Source organism: Mycolicibacter longobardus (assembly GCF_002102265.1).
Taxonomy (GTDB): Bacteria; Actinomycetota; Actinomycetes; order Mycobacteriales; family Mycobacteriaceae; genus Mycobacterium; species Mycobacterium longobardum.
Genome location: NZ_LQPG01000018.1, coordinates 162763 through 185182, shown reverse-complemented (window position 1 = coordinate 185182; position 22420 = coordinate 162763). Strand labels below are relative to the sequence as shown.

At 68.9% G+C, this 22420-nt stretch carries 23 protein-coding genes; 10 read left to right on the top strand and 13 right to left on the bottom strand.

Annotated features, from left to right (window positions below):
- Positions 1-3 precede the first annotated feature (3 nt).
- The gene (gene phoU / locus AWC16_RS10720) at positions 4-672 is read left to right on the top strand and encodes a phosphate signaling complex protein PhoU (RefSeq protein WP_085264715.1); all 669 of its coding nucleotides are present in this window, start codon (positions 4-6) and stop codon (positions 670-672) included.
- Here phoU and hrpA read toward each other — a convergent pair.
- From hrpA to AWC16_RS10685, 7 genes are all read right to left on the bottom strand, one after another.
- Positions 661-4557 (bottom strand): ATP-dependent RNA helicase HrpA, encoded by a 3897-nt coding sequence (hrpA, locus tag AWC16_RS10715; RefSeq protein ID WP_085264714.1) that lies wholly within the window; start codon positions 4555-4557, stop codon positions 661-663. The genes phoU and hrpA overlap by 12 nt on opposite strands.
- Positions 4558-4612: 55 nt before the next feature.
- Complete coding sequence (pstB, locus tag AWC16_RS10710) at positions 4613-5389, bottom strand: phosphate ABC transporter ATP-binding protein PstB (RefSeq protein WP_085264713.1); 777 nt, start codon at positions 5387-5389, stop codon at positions 4613-4615.
- A gap of 50 nt (positions 5390-5439) precedes the next feature.
- Positions 5440-6354 (bottom strand): phosphate ABC transporter permease PstA, encoded by a 915-nt coding sequence (gene pstA / locus AWC16_RS10705; protein ID WP_085264712.1) that lies wholly within the window; start codon positions 6352-6354, stop codon positions 5440-5442.
- Positions 6351-7304: a phosphate ABC transporter permease subunit PstC gene (gene pstC, locus AWC16_RS10700; RefSeq protein WP_165759202.1), complete on the bottom strand. Its 954-nt coding sequence runs from the start codon at positions 7302-7304 to the stop codon at positions 6351-6353. Before pstC ends, pstA begins: the two co-directional genes overlap by 4 nt.
- 64 nt (positions 7305-7368) lie before the next feature.
- Positions 7369-8493 carry a phosphate ABC transporter substrate-binding protein PstS gene (gene pstS / locus AWC16_RS10695; protein ID WP_085264710.1) on the bottom strand — a complete coding sequence of 375 codons (1125 nt, stop codon included), beginning with the start codon at positions 8491-8493 and terminating at the stop codon, positions 7369-7371.
- Positions 8494-8602: 109 nt separating this feature from the next.
- Positions 8603-9634, bottom strand: coding sequence for a mycothiol synthase (mshD, locus tag AWC16_RS10690; protein ID WP_085264709.1), 1032 nt, complete (start codon positions 9632-9634; stop codon positions 8603-8605).
- Positions 9631-10404, bottom strand: coding sequence for a winged helix-turn-helix transcriptional regulator (locus tag AWC16_RS10685; protein ID WP_085264708.1), 774 nt, complete (start codon positions 10402-10404; stop codon positions 9631-9633). Before AWC16_RS10685 ends, mshD begins: the two co-directional genes overlap by 4 nt.
- Before the next feature lie 57 nt (positions 10405-10461).
- Between AWC16_RS10685 and lmeA the strand changes: the two genes are divergently transcribed.
- The 7 genes from lmeA to AWC16_RS10655 all read left to right on the top strand — a co-directional run bounded on the left by lmeA (position 10462) and on the right by AWC16_RS10655 (position 14333).
- Positions 10462-11253 (top strand): mannan chain length control protein LmeA, encoded by a 792-nt coding sequence (gene lmeA, locus AWC16_RS10680; RefSeq protein ID WP_085264707.1) that lies wholly within the window; start codon positions 10462-10464, stop codon positions 11251-11253.
- Positions 11250-11684: a thioredoxin family protein gene (locus AWC16_RS10675; protein ID WP_085264706.1), complete on the top strand. Its 435-nt coding sequence runs from the start codon at positions 11250-11252 to the stop codon at positions 11682-11684. The genes lmeA and AWC16_RS10675 overlap by 4 nt, the downstream gene beginning before the upstream one ends.
- A 29-nt stretch (positions 11685-11713) precedes the next feature.
- Positions 11714-11803: a putative leader peptide gene (locus tag AWC16_RS25780; protein ID WP_369127102.1), complete on the top strand. Its 90-nt coding sequence runs from the start codon at positions 11714-11716 to the stop codon at positions 11801-11803.
- Positions 11804-11887: 84 nt separating this feature from the next.
- Positions 11888-12340: a DUF4395 domain-containing protein gene (locus AWC16_RS10670; RefSeq protein ID WP_085264705.1), complete on the top strand. Its 453-nt coding sequence runs from the start codon at positions 11888-11890 to the stop codon at positions 12338-12340.
- A gap of 39 nt (positions 12341-12379) precedes the next feature.
- The gene (locus AWC16_RS10665; protein WP_085264704.1) at positions 12380-13213 is read left to right on the top strand and encodes a sulfurtransferase; all 834 of its coding nucleotides are present in this window, start codon (positions 12380-12382) and stop codon (positions 13211-13213) included.
- A gap of 1 nt (position 13214) precedes the next feature.
- Positions 13215-13517 (top strand): DUF1416 domain-containing protein, encoded by a 303-nt coding sequence (locus tag AWC16_RS10660; protein ID WP_085264703.1) that lies wholly within the window; start codon positions 13215-13217, stop codon positions 13515-13517.
- Positions 13518-13646: 129 nt separating this feature from the next.
- Positions 13647-14333: a heme-binding beta-barrel domain-containing protein gene (locus tag AWC16_RS10655; RefSeq protein WP_085264702.1), complete on the top strand. Its 687-nt coding sequence runs from the start codon at positions 13647-13649 to the stop codon at positions 14331-14333.
- A 64-nt stretch (positions 14334-14397) separates the two neighbouring features.
- Here the strand turns inward: AWC16_RS10655 and AWC16_RS10650 are convergent, their stop codons facing one another.
- Complete coding sequence (locus AWC16_RS10650) at positions 14398-15267, bottom strand: aminodeoxychorismate lyase (RefSeq protein ID WP_085264701.1); 870 nt, start codon at positions 15265-15267, stop codon at positions 14398-14400.
- Positions 15268-15302: 35 nt separating this feature from the next.
- Between AWC16_RS10650 and ygfZ the strand changes: the two genes are divergently transcribed.
- Together ygfZ and AWC16_RS10640 are read left to right on the top strand one after the other, a co-directional pair.
- A complete protein-coding gene (gene ygfZ, locus AWC16_RS10645; protein WP_085264700.1) occupies positions 15303-16382 on the top strand; it encodes a CAF17-like 4Fe-4S cluster assembly/insertion protein YgfZ in 1080 nt (359 codons plus the stop codon).
- Positions 16383-16529: 147 nt separating this feature from the next.
- Positions 16530-16697: a DUF3073 domain-containing protein gene (locus AWC16_RS10640; protein WP_085135774.1), complete on the top strand. Its 168-nt coding sequence runs from the start codon at positions 16530-16532 to the stop codon at positions 16695-16697.
- A 32-nt stretch (positions 16698-16729) separates the two neighbouring features.
- On the opposite strand, the gene purM is transcribed toward AWC16_RS10640, so the two are convergent.
- The 5 genes from purM to purF form a co-directional block, all read right to left on the bottom strand.
- On the bottom strand, positions 16730-17815 hold the full coding sequence (gene purM / locus AWC16_RS10635) for a phosphoribosylformylglycinamidine cyclo-ligase (protein WP_085264699.1): 1086 nt from the start codon (positions 17813-17815) through the stop codon (positions 16730-16732).
- Between the two features lie 57 nt (positions 17816-17872).
- Entirely contained in the window at positions 17873-19102 is a 1230-nt protein-coding gene (locus tag AWC16_RS10630) for an acyl-CoA dehydrogenase family protein (protein WP_085264698.1), read from the bottom strand.
- Complete coding sequence (locus AWC16_RS10625) at positions 19099-20241, bottom strand: acyl-CoA dehydrogenase family protein (RefSeq protein WP_085264697.1); 1143 nt, start codon at positions 20239-20241, stop codon at positions 19099-19101. Before AWC16_RS10625 ends, AWC16_RS10630 begins: the two co-directional genes overlap by 4 nt.
- Positions 20242-20259: 18 nt before the next feature.
- Positions 20260-20739 carry a MarR family winged helix-turn-helix transcriptional regulator gene (locus AWC16_RS10620; RefSeq protein WP_085264696.1) on the bottom strand — a complete coding sequence of 160 codons (480 nt, stop codon included), beginning with the start codon at positions 20737-20739 and terminating at the stop codon, positions 20260-20262.
- Between the two features lie 151 nt (positions 20740-20890).
- A complete protein-coding gene (purF, locus tag AWC16_RS10615) occupies positions 20891-22420 on the bottom strand; it encodes an amidophosphoribosyltransferase (RefSeq protein ID WP_085264695.1) in 1530 nt (509 codons plus the stop codon).

The following is a 22420-nucleotide window of genomic DNA, read 5'->3' as shown; positions in this document are numbered from 1 at the left end:
GGCATGCGAACCGCGTACCACGAGCAACTCTCGGACTTGGCCAAACAGCTCGGCACGATGTGCGGCTTAGCCGGGGCCGCCATGGAACGCGCCACTCAGGCCCTGCTGCAGGCCGACCTGATGCTGGCCGAACAGGTGATCACCGACCACGAGAAGATCGCCACCATGAGCGCCCGCGCCGAGGAGAGCGCCTTCGTGCTGCTGGCGCTGCAGGCACCGGTCGCCGGGGATCTGCGAGCCATTGTCAGCTCCATCCAGATAGTCGCCGACATCGACCGGATGGGGGCGCTGGCCCTGCACGTCGCCAAGATCACCCGCCGCCGGCATCCGCAACACGCGCTGCCTGAAGAGGTCAACGGATACTTCGCCGAAATGGGAAGACTCGCGGTCGAATTGGGCAACAGTGCGCAAGAGGTGCTGCTGTCGCGCGACCCGGAGAAGGCCGCCCGGATTCGCGAGGAAGACGACGCGATGGACGACCTGCACCGGCATCTGTTCTCGGTGATGATGGACAAGGAATGGCGGCACGGGGTGGCCGCCGCAATCGACGTGACCCTGCTGGGCCGGTTCTACGAGCGGTTCGCCGACCACGCCGTCGAGGTCGCCCGCCGGGTCATCTTCCAGGCCACCGGCAAGTTCCCCGACGAGCACACCCTGCCGTCACCCGAGTAAGGCATCTATCGACCGGTAGATGCGCTGCTCGCTGACCGGGCGCGGGGTGCCGAGTTGCTGAGCCCACAGGCTCACCCGCAGCTCCTGGATCTGGCGGGCGATGTCACGCACGTCATCGGCGTCACGGCGCGCCGCCGGCAGCGCCGCCAGCAGTTCGTCGTAGGCCTGCTGCACCGCATGCACCCGGGCCATTCGGTCCCGGTCAGCCTGCAGGGCGCGGGGCAGCTGCTCCAGCCGGCGACGGGCCGCGGTGAGATAACGGGTGAGGTCCCCCAGGTGAGCGCCCCCGGTGGCGGTGACGAACCCTGGCGCCAGCAGCGCGTCCAGCTGGCCGGCGATATCGGCGATCGCCTCGGCGTGGCCGGCCGGCGGCTGTGCCGGCAGGGCCAGCTGGGTGTCCCGGGCGGCGGCCAGCACCTTCTCAACCCGAACCACCATGTCTGCGGTGGCCGGCACCAGGGCCGCGGCCACCCGGTCCCGCAGCGCGATGAACTCGTCGCGGGTCCACACCGGCGCCGGCGTCAGCGCATCGGTCGCGGCGTCGGCGCAGTCGTTGAGCAGGGCCGCCAGCGACCCGTCCGGATTCGCTTTGAGCATCAGCCGGGTCTGCGAACTCAGCTGACGCTCAACGGTTTTGACCGGCGATGCCACCGCGCAGCGCAGCAACCGGCGGATGCCCGGGCCAAGCGCGGCCCGCTGCTCGGCCTCGGTGGCGAACACCCGCAGTTGCGCGGTGTCGCCGGCATCGACGAAAGCCGGGAAGCCGCGGACCGCACGCCCGGACACCACCCGCTGCACGGCCCGCGGCAGCACATCCAGATCCTCCGGCCAGTCGCGCAGCCCGGCGCGTTCCCAGTCGGCACTGACCGCGTCGGCGACCGCATCCCGGGCCGACCCCGCCAGCCGTTCCTGCAGGGCGGCAAGGTCTTTGCCGCGGGCGACCTCGGTACCGTCGGCGGCCTCGACGGCGAATGTCACCCGCAAGTGCGCCGGCAGCTTCGCCAGGTCGAAGGCGTCGATCGGCACACGCACTCCGGTGCGGCGGCACAGTTCGCGGGCCAGCGCCTCCGGCAGCGCCTCGCCGGCCGACTCGATGGCGGGCAGCACCGCGCGGGCGGTGTCGGGGGCGGGAACGAAGTTGCGCCGCAGGTCTTTCGGCAACGACCGGATCAGGGCGGTGATCAGCTCTTCACGCAGGGCCGGTACCTGCCAGGCGAACTCGTCACCGCCGAGGCGTGCCAACACGTCGATCGGCACGTGCACGGTGACCCCGTCGTCGGCAGCCCCCGGCTCGAACCGATAGGTCAACGGCAATGCGGCATCCGCGGTTTCCCACCTGTCCGGCCGGTCGGCACCGAGCATCTCGTGGGTGCGCAGCAACTCATCGCGGGTGAACGTCAGCAGCTCGGGTGTCACCTGGCGCTGCTTGCGCCACCAGCCGTCGAAGTGCCGAGCCGAGACCACGTCGGCGGGAATCCTTGCGTCGTAGAGGTCGTAGACCGTGTCGTCGTCGACGATCAGGTCGCGGCGCCGGACCCGATCCTCCAACTCCCGCAGTTGGGTGCGCAGCGTGGCGTTGTCGGCCAAGAACCGATGCCCGCTGGACCAGTCCCCCTCCACCAGCGCGTGCCGGATGAACAGTTCGCGCGCCACCGCCGGCTCCACCCGTGCGTAGCCGACCCGGCGACGCGCCACCAGCGGAAGGCCGTAGAGGGTCACCTTCTCGAAGGCCATCACCTCGCCGCGCTTGGCGTCCCAGTGCGGTTCGCTGTGACTGCGCTGCACCAAGTCTGCGGCGACCCGCTCGACGGTCTCGGGTTGGATACGCGCGGCGGTCCGACCGAACAGCCGGCTGGTCTCCACCAGTTCGGCCACCATCGTCCAGCGCGGCGGCCGTTTGGCCAGCACCGAGCCGGGAGCCAGCACGAACTTCGAGTTGCGCGCCCCGGCGAATTCACGACCATCATCGCGGCGCATCCCGACGTGCGACAGCATTCCGGCCAGCAGTGCGGCGTGGATCGCGGCCGGTTGGGCCGGCTCGCCCGATTCGCGGATGCCCAGGTCGCCGGCGACGCTGCGCAACTGCCCGACCAGATCCTGCCATTCTCGGATCCGCAGGTGGTGCAGGAACTCATTGCGGCACATCCGGCGAAACGCACTGCCGCTCAGTGATTTCCGCTGCTCGGATAGGTACGACCACAAGTTGAGGTAGGCGATGAAGTCGGAATCGTCGTCGACGAATCGAGCGTGCTTGGCCCGGGCGGCCTCCTCCCGGTCGACCGGCCGCTCCCGTGGGTCGGGAATGGTCAGGGCGGCTGCCAGCACCAGCACCTCACGCACACAGCCCTCAGCCTCGGCGGCCAGGATCATCCGGCCCAGCCGCGGATCCACCGGCAGCCGGGCCAGCCGGCGGCCGACGTCGGTGATCGCGCCCTGCGCGGTGAACGCGCCGAGCTCGACCAGCAGCGCTACCCCGTCGCGGATGCTGCGGGAATCAGGCGGGTCGAGGAAGCCGAAGTCCTCCACGGCCCCCAGCCGCAGCGACGCCATTCGCAGCAGCACCGCGGCCAGGTTGGTGCGCAACACCTCGGGGTCGGTGTAGCGCGGGCGGGTGTCGAAGTCGGCTTCGCTGTAGAGCCGGATGCACACCCCGGGTGCGGTGCGGCCGCACCGGCCACTGCGTTGCGCCGCGGAGGCCTGCGAGATGGGTTCGATGGGCAGCCGCTGCACCTTCAGCCGGCGGCTGTAGCGCGAGATGCGCGCGTTGCCCGGGTCGATGACGTACCGGATGCCCGGCACCGTCAGCGATGTCTCAGCCACGTTGGTAGCCAGCACGATCCGTCGACCGGTGCGGGCCGGGGCGAACACCTTCTGCTGTTCGACCGAGGACAGCCGCGCATACAGCGGGAGAATCTCGGTGTTGGCCAGCCCGCTCAACGCCTCTGCGGTGTCGCGGATCTCGCGCTCGCCGGACAGGAAGACCAAGATGTCGCCCGGTGGTTCGGCGGACAGTTCATGCACGGCGTCGACGATCGCCTCGATCTCATCGCGCGTCTGCGTGCGGATGATCTCCTGGTCGGGGTCGTCCGGATCATCACCGGTCGTGGAGCTGACCGGCAGCTCCAACGGGCGGTACCGGATCTCGACCGGGTAGCTGCGGCCGGACACCTCGACGATCGGAGCACCGCCGAAATACTCTGCGAAGCGCTGGGGTTCGATCGTGGCCGAGGTGATGATCACTTTCAGATCCGGGCGGCGCGGCAGCAACTCACGCAGGTAGCCGAGCAGGAAGTCGATGTTGAGACTGCGTTCGTGCGCCTCGTCGATGATCAGCGTGTCGTAGCGCAGCAGCCGGCGATCCCGTTCCAGCTCGGCGAGCAGGATGCCGTCCGTCATCAGCTTGACCAGGGTGCGGTCGGACACCCGGTCGGTGAACCGGATCGCATAGCCGACGACATCGCCCACCGGACTGGCCAATTCGTCCGCGATGCGCTGGGCGACGGTGCGGGCAGCCAGCCGCCGCGGCTGGGTGTGACCGATAGTGCCGCGGATCCCGCGGCCGAGCTCCAGACAGATCTTGGGCAGCTGGGTGGTCTTGCCGGAGCCGGTCTCGCCGGCCACCACCACCGCTTGATGGTCCCGGATCGCGGCGGCGATCTCATCGCGACGGTCGCTGACCGGCAGGTCGGGATAGCTGATGGCCGGCACGGCGGCACGCCGCGCGGCGACCAGGGCCTGCGCCGCGGTGATCCGGTCGGCGAGCTGCCGCAACTTCTCCGGCTGCGCGCCGCGCAGATCTTTCAGCCGCCGCCCGAAATACGCCGCGTCCCGGATGGTCAGTCCGTCAAGTTGCGTACGCAACTGCGCGACAGACGGTTCGGACACTCCGGCAAGGATAGGCGCGCCGCGGCCACTCGACCAATCCGCTGGCCCGTGGCAGCTAGCCGAAGCGCCCGGAGATGTAGTCCTCGGTTTCCTTGAGACTCGGGTTGGAGAAGATCTTCTCGGTCCCGTCGATCTCGATCAGGCGGCCCGGCTTGCCGACGTCGGCCAGGTTGAAGAACGCCGTCTGGTCACTCACCCGCGCCGCCTGCTGCATGTTGTGGGTGACGATCACGATCGTGTAGTCCTGTTTGAGCTGGGCGATCAGCTCTTCGATGGCCATCGTCGAGATCGGGTCCAGCGCGGAACAGGGTTCGTCCATCAACAGCACGTCGGGTTGCACCGCGATCGCCCGAGCGATACACAGCCGCTGCTGCTGCCCACCCGACAGGCCCCCACCGGGTCTGTCCAGCCGGTCCTTGACCTCGTTCCACAGGTTGGCCCCGCGCAGTGAGAACTCGACGGTCTCATCCAGCATCTTGCGGTTGCGGATACCCTGCAGTTTGAGCCCGGCTATCACGTTGTCGCGAATCGACATGGTGGGGAAAGGATTTGGGCGCTGAAACACCATGCCGACAGCCTTGCGCACCCCCACCGGGTCGATCCCGGGGCGGTAGATGTTCTCGCCGTCGAGCAGCACCGAGCCCTCGATCCAGGCCCCCGGGGTGATCTCGTGCATCCGATTGAGGGTGCGCAACACGGTCGACTTGCCGCATCCGGACGGCCCGATGAACGCGGTCACGCTGCGGGGAGCGACCGACAGCGTCACGTCGGCGACGGCGTGAAAAGACCCGTAATAGATGTTGAGGTCGGTCAGGTCCAACCTTTTAGCCACCGTGCAGCTCTCCTTCTTGACCCACCGCTACGCGCTGGATTGCCGAGACATCAGAACTTCTTGGGCGCGAAGAGGCGTGCCCCGAACCTGGCCGCGACGTTGAGTATCGCGATCAAGACGATCAGCGTCAGCGCGGCGCCCCAGAGACGATCGGTGGGAACTGCGCTGGTACCCGCGCCCGCCGACGTCTGGTCATACATCATTCCCGGCAACGACCCCATGAAGCCCTGGAACATGTCGAAGTTGATCGCCTGCGAATAGCCGACCAGGATCAGCAGCGGCGCGGTCTCTCCCATCACCCGGGCCAGCGCCAGCAGGATCCCGGTGATGATGCCCGACAACGCGGTCGGAATCACGATGCTGGTGATGGTCTTCCACTTCGGTGCGCCCAACGCGTAGCTGGCTTCTCGCAGGTCCATCGGAATGATCCGGAGCATCTCCTCGGTCGCCCGCACGATCACCGGCACCATCAGCAGCACCAGCGACAGCGACACCGCGAAACCGGAACGCTGGAATCCCAAGGTGGCGACCCACAGCGCGTAGACGAACAGTGCCGCGACGATCGACGGCACGCCGGTCAGGATGTCGACCATGAAGGTCGCGAGCTTGCCCAGTCGGGTGCCGGCGCCGTACTCGACCAGGTAGATCGCCACGAAGATCCCGACCGGTATCGAGATCGCCGCGCACACCAGTCCCTGCAACAGCGTCCCGACGATCGCGTGGTACGCGCCGCCCCCGGACACGAACGCCGTCATGCCGGCCTGCGAGTGCGTCCACCAATCGCTGGAACTGACCACGGCGAACCCATGCTCGATCACCGAGTACATCACCCACACCAGCGGGACCAACGCCACCACCATCGCGAGGGTGACCAGCACTGTCGCAATCGAATCGGCGACTCGACGCCGCAGGCTGACCGCCGCGAACGTGCGGGGCTTGACGGGCCGGTCCAGCAGCGAGGTCATGAGTGAACCTTCTGGGTGATGGCGGCGCGCGCCAGCGCGTTGACCACCAGCGTCAGCACGAACAACACCAGCCCGGCCGCGATGTAGGCGCCTGCCTTGTACTGGTCGTTGAACTCCGATGCGGTGGCGGCGATCTTGGTGGCGAAGGTGGAACCGCCGTCGAACAGCGACCAATTGAACGCCTTCTGGGTGGACCGCAGAATGATCAGCAGCGCAACCGTCTCACCGAGCGCGCGGCCCAATCCCAGCATCGCGGCGCTGATGTACCCGGAGCGGCCGAACGGCAGCACCACCATCTTGACCACCTCCCAGCGGGTCGCCCCCAACGCCAGCGCAGCCTCGATCTGCCCGCGCGGTGTCTGGGCCAGCACCTCGCGGGTGACCGCGGTGATGATCGGCAGGATCATCACCGCCAGCACGATCCCGCCGGTGAAGATGGTCCCGCCGCCGGCGACCGAGGCATTGCCCGTCGCGAACAAGAAGAACCCACCGAGATTTTCGTTGAGCCACAGCGCGGTGCTGCGCAGCTGAGGGGCCAGCACGTACAAACCCCACGCCCCGTAGATGATCGACGGCACGGCGGCGAGGAGTTCGACCATGTAGCCCAGCGGCCCGACCAGCCGCCGGGGCGCGTATTCGGCGAGATAGACCGCCACACCCAAGGCCACCGGCATGGCCAGCAACAGGGCGAACACCGAGACGAAAACCGTCACCTGCAGCATCTCGGCGATACCGAAATGCATCGCCGAGGTGTCGGTGGTGACCCAGTTACCGCCGAAGGTGAAGAAGTTCTCCCGGTTGCGCCGCAACGCCGGTATCGCGCGCAGCAGCAGGAAGCCACCGACAGCGGTGATCAACACGATGATCAACACACCGGAGGCTTCTGCCACCAAGCGGAATACCCGGTCTTGGATACGGCTTCCGGCGGAACGCACCGCCGTCAGGGTCATCGACGACGGAGCACCAGACGATCCGGCGACGATAGACACCCCCTCATCGCTTGCGGCACGGCGGCTACTGGATCGCGTCGATGGCGGCACTCAAGCGCCGTTTCAACTGATCCGGCAGCCGAACGTATCCCGCGCCCGACAACTCGTTCTGGCCGCTGCCCGAGGCCGTCCGCAGGAAGGACTTCACCGCCGCCGATGTGTCGGGGTCGTAGCCTTTGGAGCAGACGATCTCATAGGTCACCAAGACTAGCGGGTAGGCGGCGGGCTGCTTCGTGCCGTAGAGCGACCTCAGATCCAGCCGCATGTCGTTGCTGTCCTCGGATACGAATCCGGCCGACTGGATCGCGGCGCCGGCCGTCTCATCGGTCGCGGCGACCGCTCCGGCGCCCGAGTCGATCAACGCCGACCGCAGATTGGCCTGGTCGGCGAAGCCCTTCTCGACGTAGCCGACGGCACCCGGCGTGCTCTGCACCGCCTGGACCACTCCGGCCGACTTCTGCGCGCCTTCACCGACACCGCCCTGGAATTCGCTGCCCTCGCCCTTGGTCCAGGTCTGCGGAGCCGCTGCGCTGAGGTACTTCTGGAAGTTGTCGGTGGTGCCCGAGGAGTCCGATCGGTAGATCGGTGTGATGGCGATCGCCGGCAGGTTCGCGCCGGGGTTGAGGGCAACCAGCGCGGGGTCGTCCCAGCTGGTGATGGCGCCGCTGAAGATCCGGGCCAGCACGTCGCCGTTGAGCACCAAGTGCTCCACCCCGTCGAGGTGGTAGGCGATGCTGACCGGGCCGAACACCAGCGGCAGATGCCACGCCGGGTTGTCGCCGCCGCCGCACCGGTCGGCCGCCTCTGCGACCTGGGTGTCGCTCAACGGCGAGTCCGATCCGGCGATATCGACGTGCCCGGCGATGAACTGTTCGCGGCCCGCGCCCGATCCGGTCGGGTTGTAGGACAGGTTCTTGCCCGAGCACTCCTTGCCCCACACCTGGTTGAACACCGCGATCGCGTTCTGCTGAGCTGTCGACCCCTCGGCGGTCAGCGTGTTCTTGCCACCACACGCGGCGGATTGCGATGTGCCCGCGGTGGTGCCGGTCCCTGCCGAGCCCGCGGTGTTGTCGTCGCTGCCGCATCCGCTGAGCGCCAGACCGGTCACCGTGGCCGCCATCAGTGCAAGACCCGCCGTCGTGGGTTTCATCGCTCCTCGCTTTCTCGCTCGGCGTTCAAATCTCTCCGGGAACGTATGCGGCACTCATGGATGGCAGCCGCATGGCAGATGAACGGGCGGTGAATAGATTCCGCGTCGGTCAACCGCGATCCACCCGGGCGTACGCGGTGTCGACGCTGTGCACGGTGAATTCCAGTTGCTGATAGGTCCGCAACGCCGCCGTATTGTCGGCTTCGACGTAAAGCAGCACCGTCGGCGAGTCGACATCGGCGAGCCGGTCTGCCAGATAGACCAGGCCGATCTCGGTGAGCGCGCGGCCCAGGCCGCGCCCCTGCGCGGCCGGGTCGACCCCGACGACGTAGACCTCCCCCAGCGGTTCAGCGAGCCTCGACGAAGGAGAGGCGAAGCTGGGACCGCTGCTCACACCCAGCGGTTCAGCGAGCCTCGACGAAGGAGAGGCGAAGCTGGGACCGCTGCTCATACCCAGCGGTTCGGCGCCCGGCTTTCCGCGGTGGATCTTGGTCCAGTGAAAACCGAGCAGCACGGTTGCATCGAACGCCAGGAAGAGTCCGCCCGGATCGAACCACGCCTCGGCGCGCCGCTCGGCCAGATCCGCTTCCGTCCAGGCGCCCTGCTCCGGATGCCAGGCGAATGCGGCGTTGTTGACCCGCAGCAGCTCGGCGTCGTCGGCGGTGCCCGCGTAGGTGCGAATCGACACCCCCGGCGGGATTGACGGGTTCATCCGGTCCGCCACCCCGCGCAGCGACCGGCGCATCTGGAGCAGCTCGCGCACGGCTGTCAGACCCACCGCCTCGGCGGTGGCCCGGGCGGCGGGCAGGGTGCCGTGGGCCCAGAACCGGGTGCGTCCGTCGGTTCTGGCCAGCGCGGCGCGCGCCAGCGCGGTTCCGATGCCGCGCCGCCGGGCCTGCGGCGCCACCACCAGTTCCGACATCGGCGCGGCCTCGCCCGAACCGGCGGTCAAGTTCAGATAGCCCAGCACGGCGCCACCGTCACCGGCGACCAGATGTTCGGTACGGGACTCGGCGAGCTCGCGCAGCACCTGCTCACCTACCGGTGCGACGCCGTCGTGGTCGCCGGCGGCGGCGATCAGCTCGCGAACCTGCCGCTGCTCGTGATCGGTGAGCGCGGCACGCCAGTGCGGGTCCGTCACTGACTGGCCAGCGACTCGGCACCACCGTCGGCACCGTCGAGACCCTCGACGGCGTCGTCCCCGTTGTCCTCGTCGTCGGCAGAGGCGCCAGGGGACTTGCCCCGCACCGGCCGAACCGCCTTGTAGCCGACGTTGCGGACGGTGCCGATCAGCGACTCATATTCCGGTCCGAGCTTGGCCCGCAGCCGCCGGACGTGCACGTCGACCGTGCGGGTGCCGCCGAAGAAGTCGTACCCCCAAACCTCTTGCAGCAGCTGCGCTCGGGTGAAGACCCGGCCGACATGCTGGGTGAGGTACTTGAGCAGCTCGAACTCCTTATAGGTCAGGTCCAGCGGCCGGCCACGCAACCGCGCGGTGTAGGTGCTCTCATCGATCACCAGCTCGCCGAGCTTGGTCTGCCCGGTGGCCTGTTCGGCAGCCGGTGCGGCGCGCCGGCCGGTCAGCAGCCGCAACCGGGCGTCGATCTCGGCGGGCCCGGTGCCCGGCAGCAGGATTTCGTCGATACCCCACTCGGCGTTGACGGCCACCAGCCCGCCCTCGGTCACCACCGCGATCACCGGCACCGAGACCGCGGTGGCGCTCAACAGCCGGCACAGGCCGCGGGCCCCAGCCAGGTCCAGACGCGCGTCGACGAGCACCACTTCTGCCGAACCGGCCTCCAGCAGCGCGGAGACCTCCGGCGGCGCTGTCCGCACGGTGTGTGCCAGCAGCGACAGTGACGGCAGCACCCCGTCAGGGTGCAGGTCAGCGGTCAACAGCAGTAGCTCCAACGAGGCCCTCCGTCCCAGGTGATCTAACGATAGCGTGCGACCTGCCAGAATGACCGGGTGCGCAGGTTGCTTATCGGTTTTTCGGCCGCGATCGTGGCCCTGATCGTCGTGGCCGCCGGAGCCGATTTCGGGACCAGCGTCTATGCCGAATACCAACTCTCGCGGGCGGTGCGCCGGGCCACTGACCTCGGATCGGACCCGTTCGTGGCGATCCTGGGCTTCCCGTTCATCCCGCAGGCCCAGCGCGATCGCTACGAGGAAGTGGAGATCAAAGCCCCCGCCGTCGAGCAGCCGATGATCGGCAAGGCGATGCTGGAGGCCACCATGCATTCGGTTGACCTCACCGACGCGACCTGGCGTTTTCGGCCGGGCGCCAGGATCCCGGTCGCCAAACTGGAGAGCCGGATCATCATCGGCTCGGTGTATCTGGGCCGCTACCTCGGTATCCGCGACCTGATGGTGGAGGCGCCGCCGGCTGAGACCAATGACGCCACCGGCGGCACCACCGAGTCGGGGATCTCCAGCAGCCACGGGCTGGTGTTCACCGGCACGCCGGCGGGATTCGGCAAGCGGGTCAGCGTGGCGGTGGACCTGTCGATCGGCGGCGCGGACCGCAGCACCCTGGTCATCACTCCGACCGGGGTGCTCACCGGTCCCGACACCGCCGACCAAGACGTTCCCGACGAGCAGCGCGCCGCGGTGCTCACGGCGTTCCGCGGCAGTCTGCCCCAGCAGCGGCTGCCGTTCGGGCTGCTCCCGACCAGCCAGGGCGCTCGCGGCTCCGATGTGATCATCGAGGGCATCGCGGCCGACAGGACGGTGACCCTGCCGGAGTTCCGCCAGCGATGAGCATCGTCGCGATCGTCGCCGGCCTGGCCCTTGCCGGGGTCATCGGATGGTGGCTGAACCGGCGAGCGGGGGTGCTGCGGGCGTTGCCCCAGCTCGGGCCGGACTCCGGGGCCGAGCAGTCCGTCTCCGATGCGGACGCCGCCTTTCTGGGATTGCAGCCCGGCGGCCCGGCGGTGGTGCATTTCTCCGCCCCGTGGTGCGGGCCGTGCGCCGGGGTGCGCCGGGTGGTGGAGAAAGTCTGCGACGACCTCGGCGGTGTCGCGCATCACGAAATCGACATCGATGCCAATCCCGATGCGGCACGCAGATTCTCGGTCCTGTCGCTGCCCACCACGGTGATCTTCGATGCCGACGGCCGGCAGCGGTACCGGGCCGCCGGTGTTCCGACGGCCTCGGACCTGCGATCGGCGCTGGAGCCACTGTTGGCCTGATCGACCCACCATTGGGTACGCTGTACGTCGTGTTCGCCCGCCTTGAGCTTGTGCTCACCAAGCGCCGCACAGTCGACCTGTGCCGCACCGCGGGCTGCTGTTGTTGTCGTTGTCGCTGAGTCGCCGCTTTTTCGCGTCGCTCGGAGCCGCCCGGTAATCCGTGGCATATCTCCACCAGCCATTCGCCAACGACAGCCAGGAGCATGATGTCGAACACCGACACCACACACGTAGACGTCCGGGGTCCCCGGTTCGCCGCATGGGTCACCACCGCAGTGCTGGTTGCGGTCCTGCTGATCTACCAGTTCAGTCCGATCGCCGCGGCGGTCCTGCTGGCCGCCCAGTCCGTCGTGTTCGCGATCGGCGCGGCGCTGGGCCCCCGCCGCCACCCCTATGGCGTGCTGTTCGCCCGGCTGGTGGCGCCACGGCTGGCGCCGGTCACCGAGCGTGAGCCAGTGGCTCCGCTGCGCTTCGCCCAGCTCGTCGGCCTGGTATTCGCCGTGATCGGGCTCGCCGGTTTCGCCGTTGCGCCGCTCGTCGGCGTGATCGCGACCGCCTTCGCCCTGGCCGCAGCCTTCCTCAACGCGGCCTTCGGCATCTGCCTGGGCTGCCAGCTCTACCCGCTCGTCGTGCGTCTGCGGCCGAAAACGGCGTGACCACAGCGCTTCTCCTCGACTCAGGAAAGGATCCTCACCATGGCACGCTCGGATGTCCTGGTCTCCACCGACTGGGCTGAGAGCAATCTCGATGCGCCCAACACCGTCTTCGTCGAGGTCGACGAGGACACCAGCATCTACGACATCAACCACATCCCGGGCGCGATCCGGCTGGACTGGCGCAAAGATCTGCAGGACGGGCTTCGCCGCGACGTCATCGACGCCGCGGCGTTTTCCAAGCTGCTCTCCGAGCGTGGCGTCGCCAATGACGACACCGTGATCCTCTACGGCGGCAACAACAACTGGTTCGCCGCGTTCGCCTACTGGTACTTCAAGCTCTACGGTCACGAGCACGTCAAGTTGCTCGACGGCGGTCGCAAGAAGTGGGAGCTCGACGGGCGTCCGCTGTCGACCGAGCCGGTCAGCCGCCCCGCCACCTCATACAGCGCCAAGCCACTGGACGAGTCACTGCGGGCCCACCGCGACGAGGTGATCGCCGCGATCAACACCAAGAACCTCGTCGATGTGCGCTCCCCCGAGGAGTTCTCCGGCAAGATCCTGGCCCCGGCGCACCTGCCCCAGGAGCAGAGCCAGCAGCGCGGCCACATCCCGAGCGCGATCAACGTGCCGTGGAGCCGCGCGGCCAACGAGGACGGCACCTTCAAGTCCGACGAGGAGCTGGCCAAGCTCTACGCCGACGCCGGTCTGGATGGTCACAAGGAGACCATCGCCTACTGCCGGATCGGTGAGCGCTCGTCGCACACCTGGTTCGTGCTGCGCGAGCTGCTCGGACACCGCAACGTGAAGAACTACGACGGTAGTTGGATGGAATACGGCTCCCTGGTGGGCGCCCCGATCGAATTGGGAAGCTGATATGTGCTCTGGACCCAAACAAGGACTCGCCTTGCCGGCCAACGTCGACCTCGAGAAGGAGACGGTGATCACCGGCCGGGTGGTGGACAGCTCCGGCGCGACCGTCGGCGGCGCCTTCGTGCGGCTGCTGGACTCCTCTGAGGAGTTCACCGCCGAGGTCGTCGCGTCGGCCACCGGCGACTTCCGGTTCTTCGCCGCTCCGGGTTCCTGGACGGTGCGGGCGCTGTCGTCGGCCGGCAACGGCGACGCCGTGGTGACGCCTTCCGGGGCGGGCATCCACGAGGTCGACATCAAAGTCGCCTGACGGGCCCAAGGAAGACTCCGCTAGGCTTATCGCCGTGGTGCTGTTCTTCGAGTTGATGCTGGTGGCGGCGACTGGCCTGATCACCTGGTTCGCGCTGTACACGCTGTATCGGCTGATCACCGACGAGATGTGAGTGCCTCCGACGGGGGCGAGCAGGGTGGTGACGACCGCCCGGTCGATCGAGGCTCCGGTGACCGCGCGGTAGCAGCCGCCGCGGAACGTGCCAGGCAGACCGCCGCGCGCAACATCCCGGTCTTCCCCCAGTCCGCGGACCTACCGCTACCGCCCGATACCGCCAACCTGCGCGAGGGCGCGAACCTGCACGACGCCCTGCTGGCGCTGCTGCCGTTGGTCGGGGTGTGGCGCGGCGAAGGCGTGGGCCACAGTGCGCACGGCGACTACCGGTTCGGCCAGCAGATCGTGGTGTCCCACGACGGCGGCGACTACCTGAACTGGGAAGCGCGGTCCTGGCGGCTCGGTGACGACCAGGCGTGCGAACCGGCCCTGCGCGAGACGGGTTTCTGGCGCTTCGTGGACGATCCGGACGACCCCGACGAATCGCAGGCCATCGAACTGCTGCTGGCGCACTCTGTCGGCTACGTGGAGTTGTTCTACGGGCGCCCGCACGGCCCGGCCTCCTGGGAGCTGGTCACCGACGCACTGGCGCGCAGCAAGTCGGGCGCGCTGATCGGTGGGGCCAAGCGCCTCTACGGGATCGTCGAGGACGGCGACCTGGCCTACGTCGAGGAGCGGGTGGACGCCGACGGTGAGCTGGTGCCGCACCTGTCGGCGCGGTTGTCGCGCTTCGTGGGCTGATTCGTTGCATTGACGCTGCGTCCACCAGGCGGATCACTCGAACTTTTGCCTGGCAGCCGCAGAGTCAATGCCCGATGGCCGCCTCGACCAGGCCGGCGAACTCGTGCTCGGGCACCCGCGGGTGCAGCGCCCGGCCGTCCAGCGTGTGCACCCGGGCCGCCAGGGTGATGCTCGATACCAGCCAGATGTCTTGCGCCGCAACCAGGTCCGCTGGCCGCAACGGGGTGTACTCGCATTGATAGCCCGACCCGCGGGCCACCTCGAACAGGGCCTCCTGGGTGGTGCCCCGCAGGATCGGGTGCGACAGCGGCGGGGTGATCAGCCGCCCGGGCTCCACCAGCACCACCGTGGAACGCGGCCCCTCCAAGACGAAGCCGTCAGAGCTGATGAAGATGACGTCGTCTGCGCCCTGCTTGGCGGCGTGCCGCAGCGCCGCCATGTTCACCGCGTAGGACAGCGTCTTGGCGCCGGCCAGCAGCCACGGCATCTCCTGATCCTGCGTCGACAGGCCGCGGTCCAGGGTCACCGCCGCGACCCCCTCGCGGCGGGCCGCGGCGATGCGATCCGGCAGCGGGGTGAGCATCACATATGCGGTTGGCCCGGAACCGCTTTCCCGGCCCCGGCTGTAGATGAACCGCAGCGCGCCCTCGCCAGTCCCCGGCCAGTGCCGCACCGCCGCGTCGGCGGCGTGCCGCCACTGTTCCAGGTCCGGTGCGGGCAGGTCCATGAGCTCGGCGGAACGGGCCAACCGGTGCAGATGAGCGTCGAGCAGGCACACGGCTCCGTCGCGCACCAGCAGGGTCTCGAAGACCCCGTCGCCGCGCAGTGCCGCCAGGTCGTCGGCGTGCAGCAGGGGGGCGTCGGCCGCGGCCACGCCACCACCGACGGTGACGATCGTCACGGCGGCGCTCTGCAAATCGGTCTCGGCGGCCATGGACCGTGAGCGTAGCGGCTCCGTAGAGTTGACACGTGTCCGCCGTTCCCGCGCCCGATCCCGGCCCCGACGCCGGCGCGATCTGGCACTACGGCGACCCGTTCGGCGAGCAGCGCAGCGCCCAAACCGAAGCCGTGCTGGTGGATCGATCCCACCGCGCGGTGCTCGCACTCAGCGGCGCGGAACGCAAGACGTGGTTGCACAGTCTGTGCACCCAGCACGTCGCCGACCTGCCCGAGGGTGCCAGCACCGAGAACCTGACGCTGGACGGCAAGGGCCACATCCAGAATCACTGGGTTCAGACCGAGCTGCGCGAGCGCACCTACCTCGACACCGAGCCGTGGCGGGGCGAGCCGCTGGCCGAGCACCTGCGCAAGATGGTGTTCTGGGCCGACGTTGCTGTCGAGCCCGCCGATCTGGCCGTGTTGTCACTGCTGGGTCCGGGCAGGCACGCCCCGGCGGTGCTCGAGGCGTTGGGCCTGGCCGGGCCGCCTGGGGCCACCGCGGTGCCCAACCCGGACTCCGGGGCCTTCGTACGCGAGAGTCCCGGCGGCGACGCGCTGGAATTGCTGGTGCCGCGCGCGGACAAGGGCGATTGGCAGCGCCGGCTGACCGGGGCCGGGGTGCGGCCCGCCGGGGTGTGGGCCTACGAGGCGAACCGGGTGGCGGCGCGGCGACCGCGACTGGGCGTGGACACCGACGAGCGCAGCATTCCGCACGAGCTGAACTGGATCGGTGGGCCCGGTGTCGGCGCGGTGCACCTGGACAAGGGGTGCTACAGCGGGCAGGAGACCGTCGCCCGGGTGCACAACCTGGGCAAGCCGCCCCGGATGCTGGTGCTGCTGCACCTGGATGGATCGGTGGACCGGCCGTCGACCGGCGATCCGGTCACCTCGGGTGGACGCCCGGTGGGCCGGCTGGGCACCGTGGTGGACCACTTCGAGCTGGGCCCGATCGCCCTGGCACTGCTCAAACGCGGATTGCCGGCCGACACCCCGCTGCTGACCGGGGCCGAATCCGCGGTCAGCGCGGTGATCGATCCGGAATCGCTGCCGGCACCGGATGTGCCGGGCGCGGGCCGGGTCGCCGTCGACCGACTGCGGGGCCGGCTTTGATCCCGGATTTGACGGTCGTCACACCGGCGCAGGCCAGTCGGCAGCTCCCCGATCGGCACGGTAAGCTGTCGGCAGGACAATAAACACACTCAGATCGGAGCCGCCTGCTCGTGGGGCCGCTCCGTTATTGCGCGAGGGGGTCCCCCCATGGGCCGCGGCCGGGCTAAGGCGAAGCAGACCAAGGTTGCTCGAGAGCTGAAGTACAGCTCACCGTCGACCGATTTCACCCAGCTCCAACGTGAGCTGGCTGGGTCTGAGGTCAACGACTCCGACGGTGACGACTCGTGGAACGGTGACGACGACTGGCGCCGCTGAGCGCTGACGCATAACGCCAGGTCGTAGCGGGCTTAGAACCGCGGGTGCTGCCCGACGAGCTTGGCTCCGTTGCCCGGCTTGGCGTTCTTCCCCGCCTTGGCCACCGTGCCGAGCGGCCAGCAGTCCACGTGGCGGGCGGTCAGGATCGCCAGCGCCCGGTCGGTGTCCTCCGGCGCGACGACGGCAACCATCCCCACGCCGAGGTTGAACGTCTTCTCCATCTCGGCCCGGCTCACCCGGCCGCGCTGGGCGATCAGTCCGAACACCGGCGCCGGAGTCCAGGTACCGCGATCCACCTCGGCGATCAGCCCGTCCGGGATGACGCGGGCCAGATTGCCGGCCAGACCGCCGCCGGTCACGTGGCAGAAGGTCCGGACCTGGGTCTCGGCGGCCAGCGCCAGGCAGTCCTTGGCGTAGATCCGGGTCGGTTCGAGCAGTTCCTCGCCCAGGGTGCGGCCGAACTCCTCGACGTGGCCCGCCAGGTTCATCCGGTCGATGTCCAGCAGCACCGCACGGGCCAGCGAGTAGCCGTTGGAGTGCAGGCCCGAGGAACCCATCGCGATCAGGACGTCGCCGGGGCGGACGCGGTCCGGGCCGAGCACGTCGTCGGCCTCCACCACGCCGACACCGGTGGCGGAGATGTCGTAGTGGTCGGGTTCCATCAGGCCGGGGTGCTCGGCGGTCTCCCCGCCCAGCAGCGCGCAACCGGCCTGCACGCAGCCCTCGGCGATGCCGGCCACGATCGCGGCGACCCGTTCCGGCACGGTGCGGCCCACGGCGATGTAGTCCTGCAGGAACAGCGGCTCGGCGCCGCACACCACCAGGTCGTCGACAACCATGGCCACCAGGTCGATACCAACGGTGTCGTGCTTGTCCAGTGCCTGGGCGATCGCCAGCTTGGTGCCCACGCCGTCGGTGGAGGACGCCAACAGCGGCTCACGGTAGTCGTTGCGTAGGGCGAACAGTCCGGCGAATCCGCCGAGCCCGCCCCGCACTTCCGGCCTGGTGGCTTTGGCGGCCAACGGTTTGAACAACTCCACGGCCCGGTCACCGGCGTCGATATCCACGCCCGCCGATGCGTAGGTAACGCCCTGGGAGCTCGATTCTGCTGAGGTCATCGCGGTAAAGGCTACCGGTCGCCGACTGCCGACGGTATCGCGCTCGACGTTGCAGCCTCAGACCTTGTTGTGGCGGACCTGGTTGAACGGAACACCGCGGTCGGCGGCGTACTCGCGGGGCAGCCCCAGGACGCGTTCGGCGATGACGTTGCGGGCCATCTCGTCGCTGCCGCCGCCGAGGCCCACCGTCTGCCGCGACAGGTACCGCCGTCCCACTTTGAGTAGGTGCCACTCATCGTCGACCACACCCAACGGTCCCGCGACCTGCATGGCGGTGTCGACCTCCAAATAGGTCACATCGGAATGGAACAGCCGGATGATCGAGGCCGCGGCGGGCGGAAGCTCGCCGCTGCGCATGGCGCGCCCGGCGTAGTCGATGAGCTTGTCGCGGACCATCCGCCGGGCCAGCACCCGGCCGATCTGGTCGCGGGTGAGCGGGTCGTCCGCGGTCCCGGTCTCCCGCGCCAGGGCCAGGAAGTCGCCGGCGGCCATCTCGGTGCGTTCGGGGCCGCGTCCGCTGGCGAACTCCGAGCCCTGTCCCACGGCGCGCCGCTCGTGATAGAGCAGCCGGGACGCGACGTCCCAGCCCTTGTTGACCTCGCCGACCACCGCGTCCGCACCGAGCCGCAACCCGTCGAAGAACTCTTCGCAGAATTCGTTGGAGCCGTCGACCTGTTCGATGCGTCGCAGCGTGATGCCGGGGGCGTCGATCGGCACCAGGAACATGGTCAGTCCGTCGTGCTTGGGCACCGTCGGATCGGTGCGGGCCAGCAGCAGCCCGAAGTCGGCGGCAAAGGCGCTGGTGCTCCAGGTCTTGGCCCCGCTGACCACCCAGTCCTCGCCGTCGCGCTCGGCGCGGGTGATGAGTCCCGCCAGGTCGGATCCGCCGCTGGGCTCGGAGAGCAACTGCACCAGGACCTCGTCGCCGCGCAGCGCGGCGCTGATGTGGCGGCGCTTCTGTTCCTCGCTGCCGGTGTCGAGCAGCGTCGCGCAGCAGATGGTGAAGGTCGGGACGTTGAGGATCAGCGGCATCTCATAGCCGACGGCCTCGGCGTCGAAGGCCTTCTGATAGCTGATGTCCAGACCGAGGCCGCCGTACTCACGCGGGAAGCAGATCCCGGCGAAGCCACCGTCGGACAGCCGCCGCTGCAGTTCGCGGGCGCGCTGCCATGCGCCGTCGTCGTCACGGCCGTTGCGAGGGGGGTTCTGCGGGTCCAGGCGCGGCATGTTGGCGGCCAGCCAGTCCCGCGCCGCGGCGGCGAAGGCCTCGACGGTGAGCTCGCTCATGCGGCCGGCTCCGTGGTGCTCGCGGCCGCGAAGATGGCCTGGTGGTGTTCGGCAGGGGTGCCGAACAGGTTGCGGTACAGGGTGGCCCGGCGCAGATACAGGTGCAGGTCGTGTTCCCAGGTGACGCCGATGCCGCCGTGCAGCTGGACGCACTCCTGAATCAGCGGACCGGCGTGCTCACCCAGATAGGACTTGGCGGCCCCGGCCCACACGGCGGCGTCGGGCGCCCGCTCGGCCACCTTGTCCACGGCGCCGGCGGTGATCGCGCGGCAGGCGTGCATCCACATGGTCATGTCGGCGAGCCGGTGTTTGATGGCCTGGTAGGACGCCAGCGGCCGGCCGAAGCTGTAGCGGTCACGCGCCCACGCGACGGTCATGGTCAACACGGTGTCCAGGATTCCGGCGGTTTCGGCGCAGACCAGCGTGATCGCGACCTGGGTCTGCCGGTCGATGAGTTCAGCGGTCTGTGCGGCGGTACCGACCACCGCCGACGCGTCGATCTCGGCATCGGTGAACTCGATTCGCGCGTACTGCTTCACCAGGTCGATGCCGGGCTGCGGCGCCACCGCCACGCCGGCGGCATCGGTGCGGACCAGGAACTGGCGCAGCGCACCGTCGTCGGTGCGGGCACCGACCAGCACCAGGTCGGCCCGGTCACCGGCCTCCACCCGGTCCTTGACTCCGTTGAGCCGGTAGCCGTCCCCGGTGCTCGTCGCGGTGAGGCTTGGCTGGTGCGGGCGAAAACCCCGGCCCGGTTCGTCGGCGGCCCACGTCGCCACGGTCTCCCCCGACACCAGCGCCGCGATGGCCTGCGCGTGGGCATCCCGGTTGTCGGCGTCGACGAGACCGGCCAGGACCACGCTCACCGGGTACAGCGGACCGGCCGCCACGGTGCGTCCGATCTCCGTGGCGATGGCGGCCAGGTCACGCAGGCCGCAGCCGGAGACGCTGCCGCCACCGAGTTCCTCGGGCACCAGCAGGCCTGCCCAGCCGAGTTCGGCTGCCTGCCGCCACCACTGCGGATCATGGGACCGGCCCCGGGCGTACAGGTCGCGCTGCGCACTCACCGCAGCGGTTTTGTCCAGGAATGCGCGCGCCGTGGCGACGAACAGCTCACTCTCCGTTGACAAGTCGTTCATATTGTCTCCTTCTGGACATCAAAAGCGTTGTCTTCCATCAGGTCTCGACTTGGTCGATCCGGGCGGAAAGCCGGGCGGGCCGGCATTCTGCTCGACGACGCGCGCCAGCAGGCCCCGCAGCGTCTCCTGCTCGTCGGGTGTCAGCACGCCGAACACCTGGTCGTGGGCGGCGATCGCGTCGGTGATGACCACCTCGGTCACCGCGCGCCCCTCGTCGGTCAGGTAAGCGCGCAGGATGCGGCCATGGCGGGGATCCTGTTTACGCTCCACCAACCCGCGGCGCTCAAGGGAGTTCAACGCCAGTTGCACGCCCTGCGGGGTGATGAGCAGCCGGCGGGCGAGTTCGGCGCCGGACAGGCCGGGCTCGCCCGCGAGCTGGCGCAACAAGCCGATCTGGGCGGTGCTCACCCCGTGGTCGCTGATCGCTTCGTTCACCGTCGTCAGCGAGTAGTAGAAGGCCTGCTTGAGCAGCCACAGGATGTTGCGGGTGAGATCCATGTCCTGCTTCCCTGTCAACGCGCTTGGCAGAACGCGTCACAACCACGACTGCCCCACGGGTCGACGCCTGCCGGCGACCGACGCTATCGACTCGCCGTACTTGCGTCAAGTAGTTGATATCAGTCGCGGCAGAGGACCCGCGGACTACTGATCAGGGACGCCGAAGCGCCGCGGCATCGCTTTGTTGCGCATCGCTTTCGGCAGCCAGCGCAGTATTGGTCAGCATCTGTTCGATGACGTTCTTGCCCAGGGCACTGTCGTCGGGCAGCTCGATCGGGTAGTTGCCGTCGAAACAGGCACTGCACAACCGCGACTTGGGTTGCTCGGTGGCGGCGATCATGTCCTCCAGCCCGACATAGCCCAGGCTGTCGGCGCCGATGGCGCGGCGGACCGCTTCGACCATCTCGGTCTGGTCCTCGACGGCATTGGCGATCAGCTCGGCCGGTGAGGCGAAGTCGATGCCGTAGAAGCAGGGCCACTTCACCGGCGGGGAGGCGATCCGCACGTGCACCTCGACCGCGCCGGCCTCCCGCAGCATCCGCACCAGAGCGCGCTGGGTGTTGCCGCGCACGATCGAGTCGTCGACGACGATGAGCCGCTTACCGCGGATGATCTCCCGCAGCGGGTTGAGCTTGAGCCGGATGCCGAGCTGGCGGATGGTCTGCGACGGCTGGATGAAGGTCCGCCCGACGTAGGCGTTCTTGGTCAGTCCCTGTCCGTAGTCGATGCCGGATTCCTGGGCGTAACCCACCGCGGCGGGGGTGCCTGACTCCGGCACGCCGATGACCAGGTCCGCGTCGACCGGGTGCTCGCGGGCCAGCCGACGGCCGATCTCCACCCGGGTGGCGTGCACCGACCGGCCGACGATGGTGCTGTCGGGCCGGGCCAGGTAGACGTACTCGAAGACACACCCCTTGGGGGTGGGGTTCGCGAAGCGGGTGGAGCGCACCCCGTCGGCGTCGATCGCCAGCAGCTCACCGGGTTCGATGTCGCGGACGAAGGACGCACCGACGATGTCGAGCGCCGCGGTCTCCGAGGCCACCACCCAGCCGCGGTCGAGCCGGCCCAGCGACAACGGCCGCACCCCCCACGGGTCGCGGGCCGCATAGAGGGTGTTCTCGTCCATGAACGTCAGGCAGAAGGCGCCGCGCGCCGTCGGCAGCAGCTCCAGCGCCGCCTGCTCCAGGGAGGTGTCGGCGGATCCGTGCGCCAACAGCGCACCGAGGATGTCGGAGTCGGTGGTGGCGACACCGGGGCGGCGGGTGTCGATCAGGCCCAGTTCGCGGGCGCGGCCGGCCAGTTCAGCGGTGTTGACGAGATTGCCGTTGTGGCCCAGGGCCACGCCGGTGCCGGCCGCGGTGTTGCGGAACACCGGCTGGGCGTTCTCCCAGGTGGTGTCGCCGGTGGTGGAGTAGCGGCAGTGCCCGATCGCGACGTGGCCGGGCATGGCGCCCAGCGTCTGCTCCTCGAAAACCTGGCTGACCAAACCGAGGTCCTTGAAGACCAGCACCTGTGAGCCGTCACCCACCGCGATCCCGGCGGCCTCCTGGCCGCGGTGCTGCAGCGCATACAGGCCGTAATAAGTGAGCTTGGCCACCTCTTCGCCAGGAGCCCATACACCGAATACGCCGCACTCTTCACTGGGTGCGTTCTCAAGGTCTACTACCTGCGGGTCCGGCAC

Bases quoted from the DNA above. Each gene is read 5' to 3' on its own strand.
- phoU (WP_085264715.1), top strand. From the start codon at position 4: ATGCGAACCGCGTACCACGAGCAACTCTCGGACTTGGCCAAACAGCTC.
- pstA (WP_085264712.1), bottom strand. From the start codon at position 6,354: ATGACCTCGCTGCTGGACCGGCCCGTCAAGCCCCGCACGTTCGCGGCG.
- pstC (WP_165759202.1), bottom strand. From the start codon at position 7,304: ATGACCCTGACGGCGGTGCGTTCCGCCGGAAGCCGTATCCAAGACCGG.
- pstS (WP_085264710.1), bottom strand. From the start codon at position 8,493: ATGAAACCCACGACGGCGGGTCTTGCACTGATGGCGGCCACGGTGACC.
- AWC16_RS10675 (WP_085264706.1), top strand. From the start codon at position 11,250: ATGAGCATCGTCGCGATCGTCGCCGGCCTGGCCCTTGCCGGGGTCATC.
- AWC16_RS10670 (WP_085264705.1), top strand. From the start codon at position 11,888: ATGATGTCGAACACCGACACCACACACGTAGACGTCCGGGGTCCCCGG.
- AWC16_RS10665 (WP_085264704.1), top strand. From the start codon at position 12,380: ATGGCACGCTCGGATGTCCTGGTCTCCACCGACTGGGCTGAGAGCAAT.
- AWC16_RS10660 (WP_085264703.1), top strand. From the start codon at position 13,215: ATGTGCTCTGGACCCAAACAAGGACTCGCCTTGCCGGCCAACGTCGAC.
- AWC16_RS10650 (WP_085264701.1), bottom strand. From the start codon at position 15,267: ATGGCCGCCGAGACCGATTTGCAGAGCGCCGCCGTGACGATCGTCACC.
- AWC16_RS10640 (WP_085135774.1), top strand. From the start codon at position 16,530: ATGGGCCGCGGCCGGGCTAAGGCGAAGCAGACCAAGGTTGCTCGAGAG.
- purM (WP_085264699.1), bottom strand. From the start codon at position 17,815: ATGACCTCAGCAGAATCGAGCTCCCAGGGCGTTACCTACGCATCGGCG.
- AWC16_RS10630 (WP_085264698.1), bottom strand. From the start codon at position 19,102: ATGAGCGAGCTCACCGTCGAGGCCTTCGCCGCCGCGGCGCGGGACTGG.
- AWC16_RS10625 (WP_085264697.1), bottom strand. From the start codon at position 20,241: ATGAACGACTTGTCAACGGAGAGTGAGCTGTTCGTCGCCACGGCGCGC.
- AWC16_RS10620 (WP_085264696.1), bottom strand. From the start codon at position 20,739: ATGGATCTCACCCGCAACATCCTGTGGCTGCTCAAGCAGGCCTTCTAC.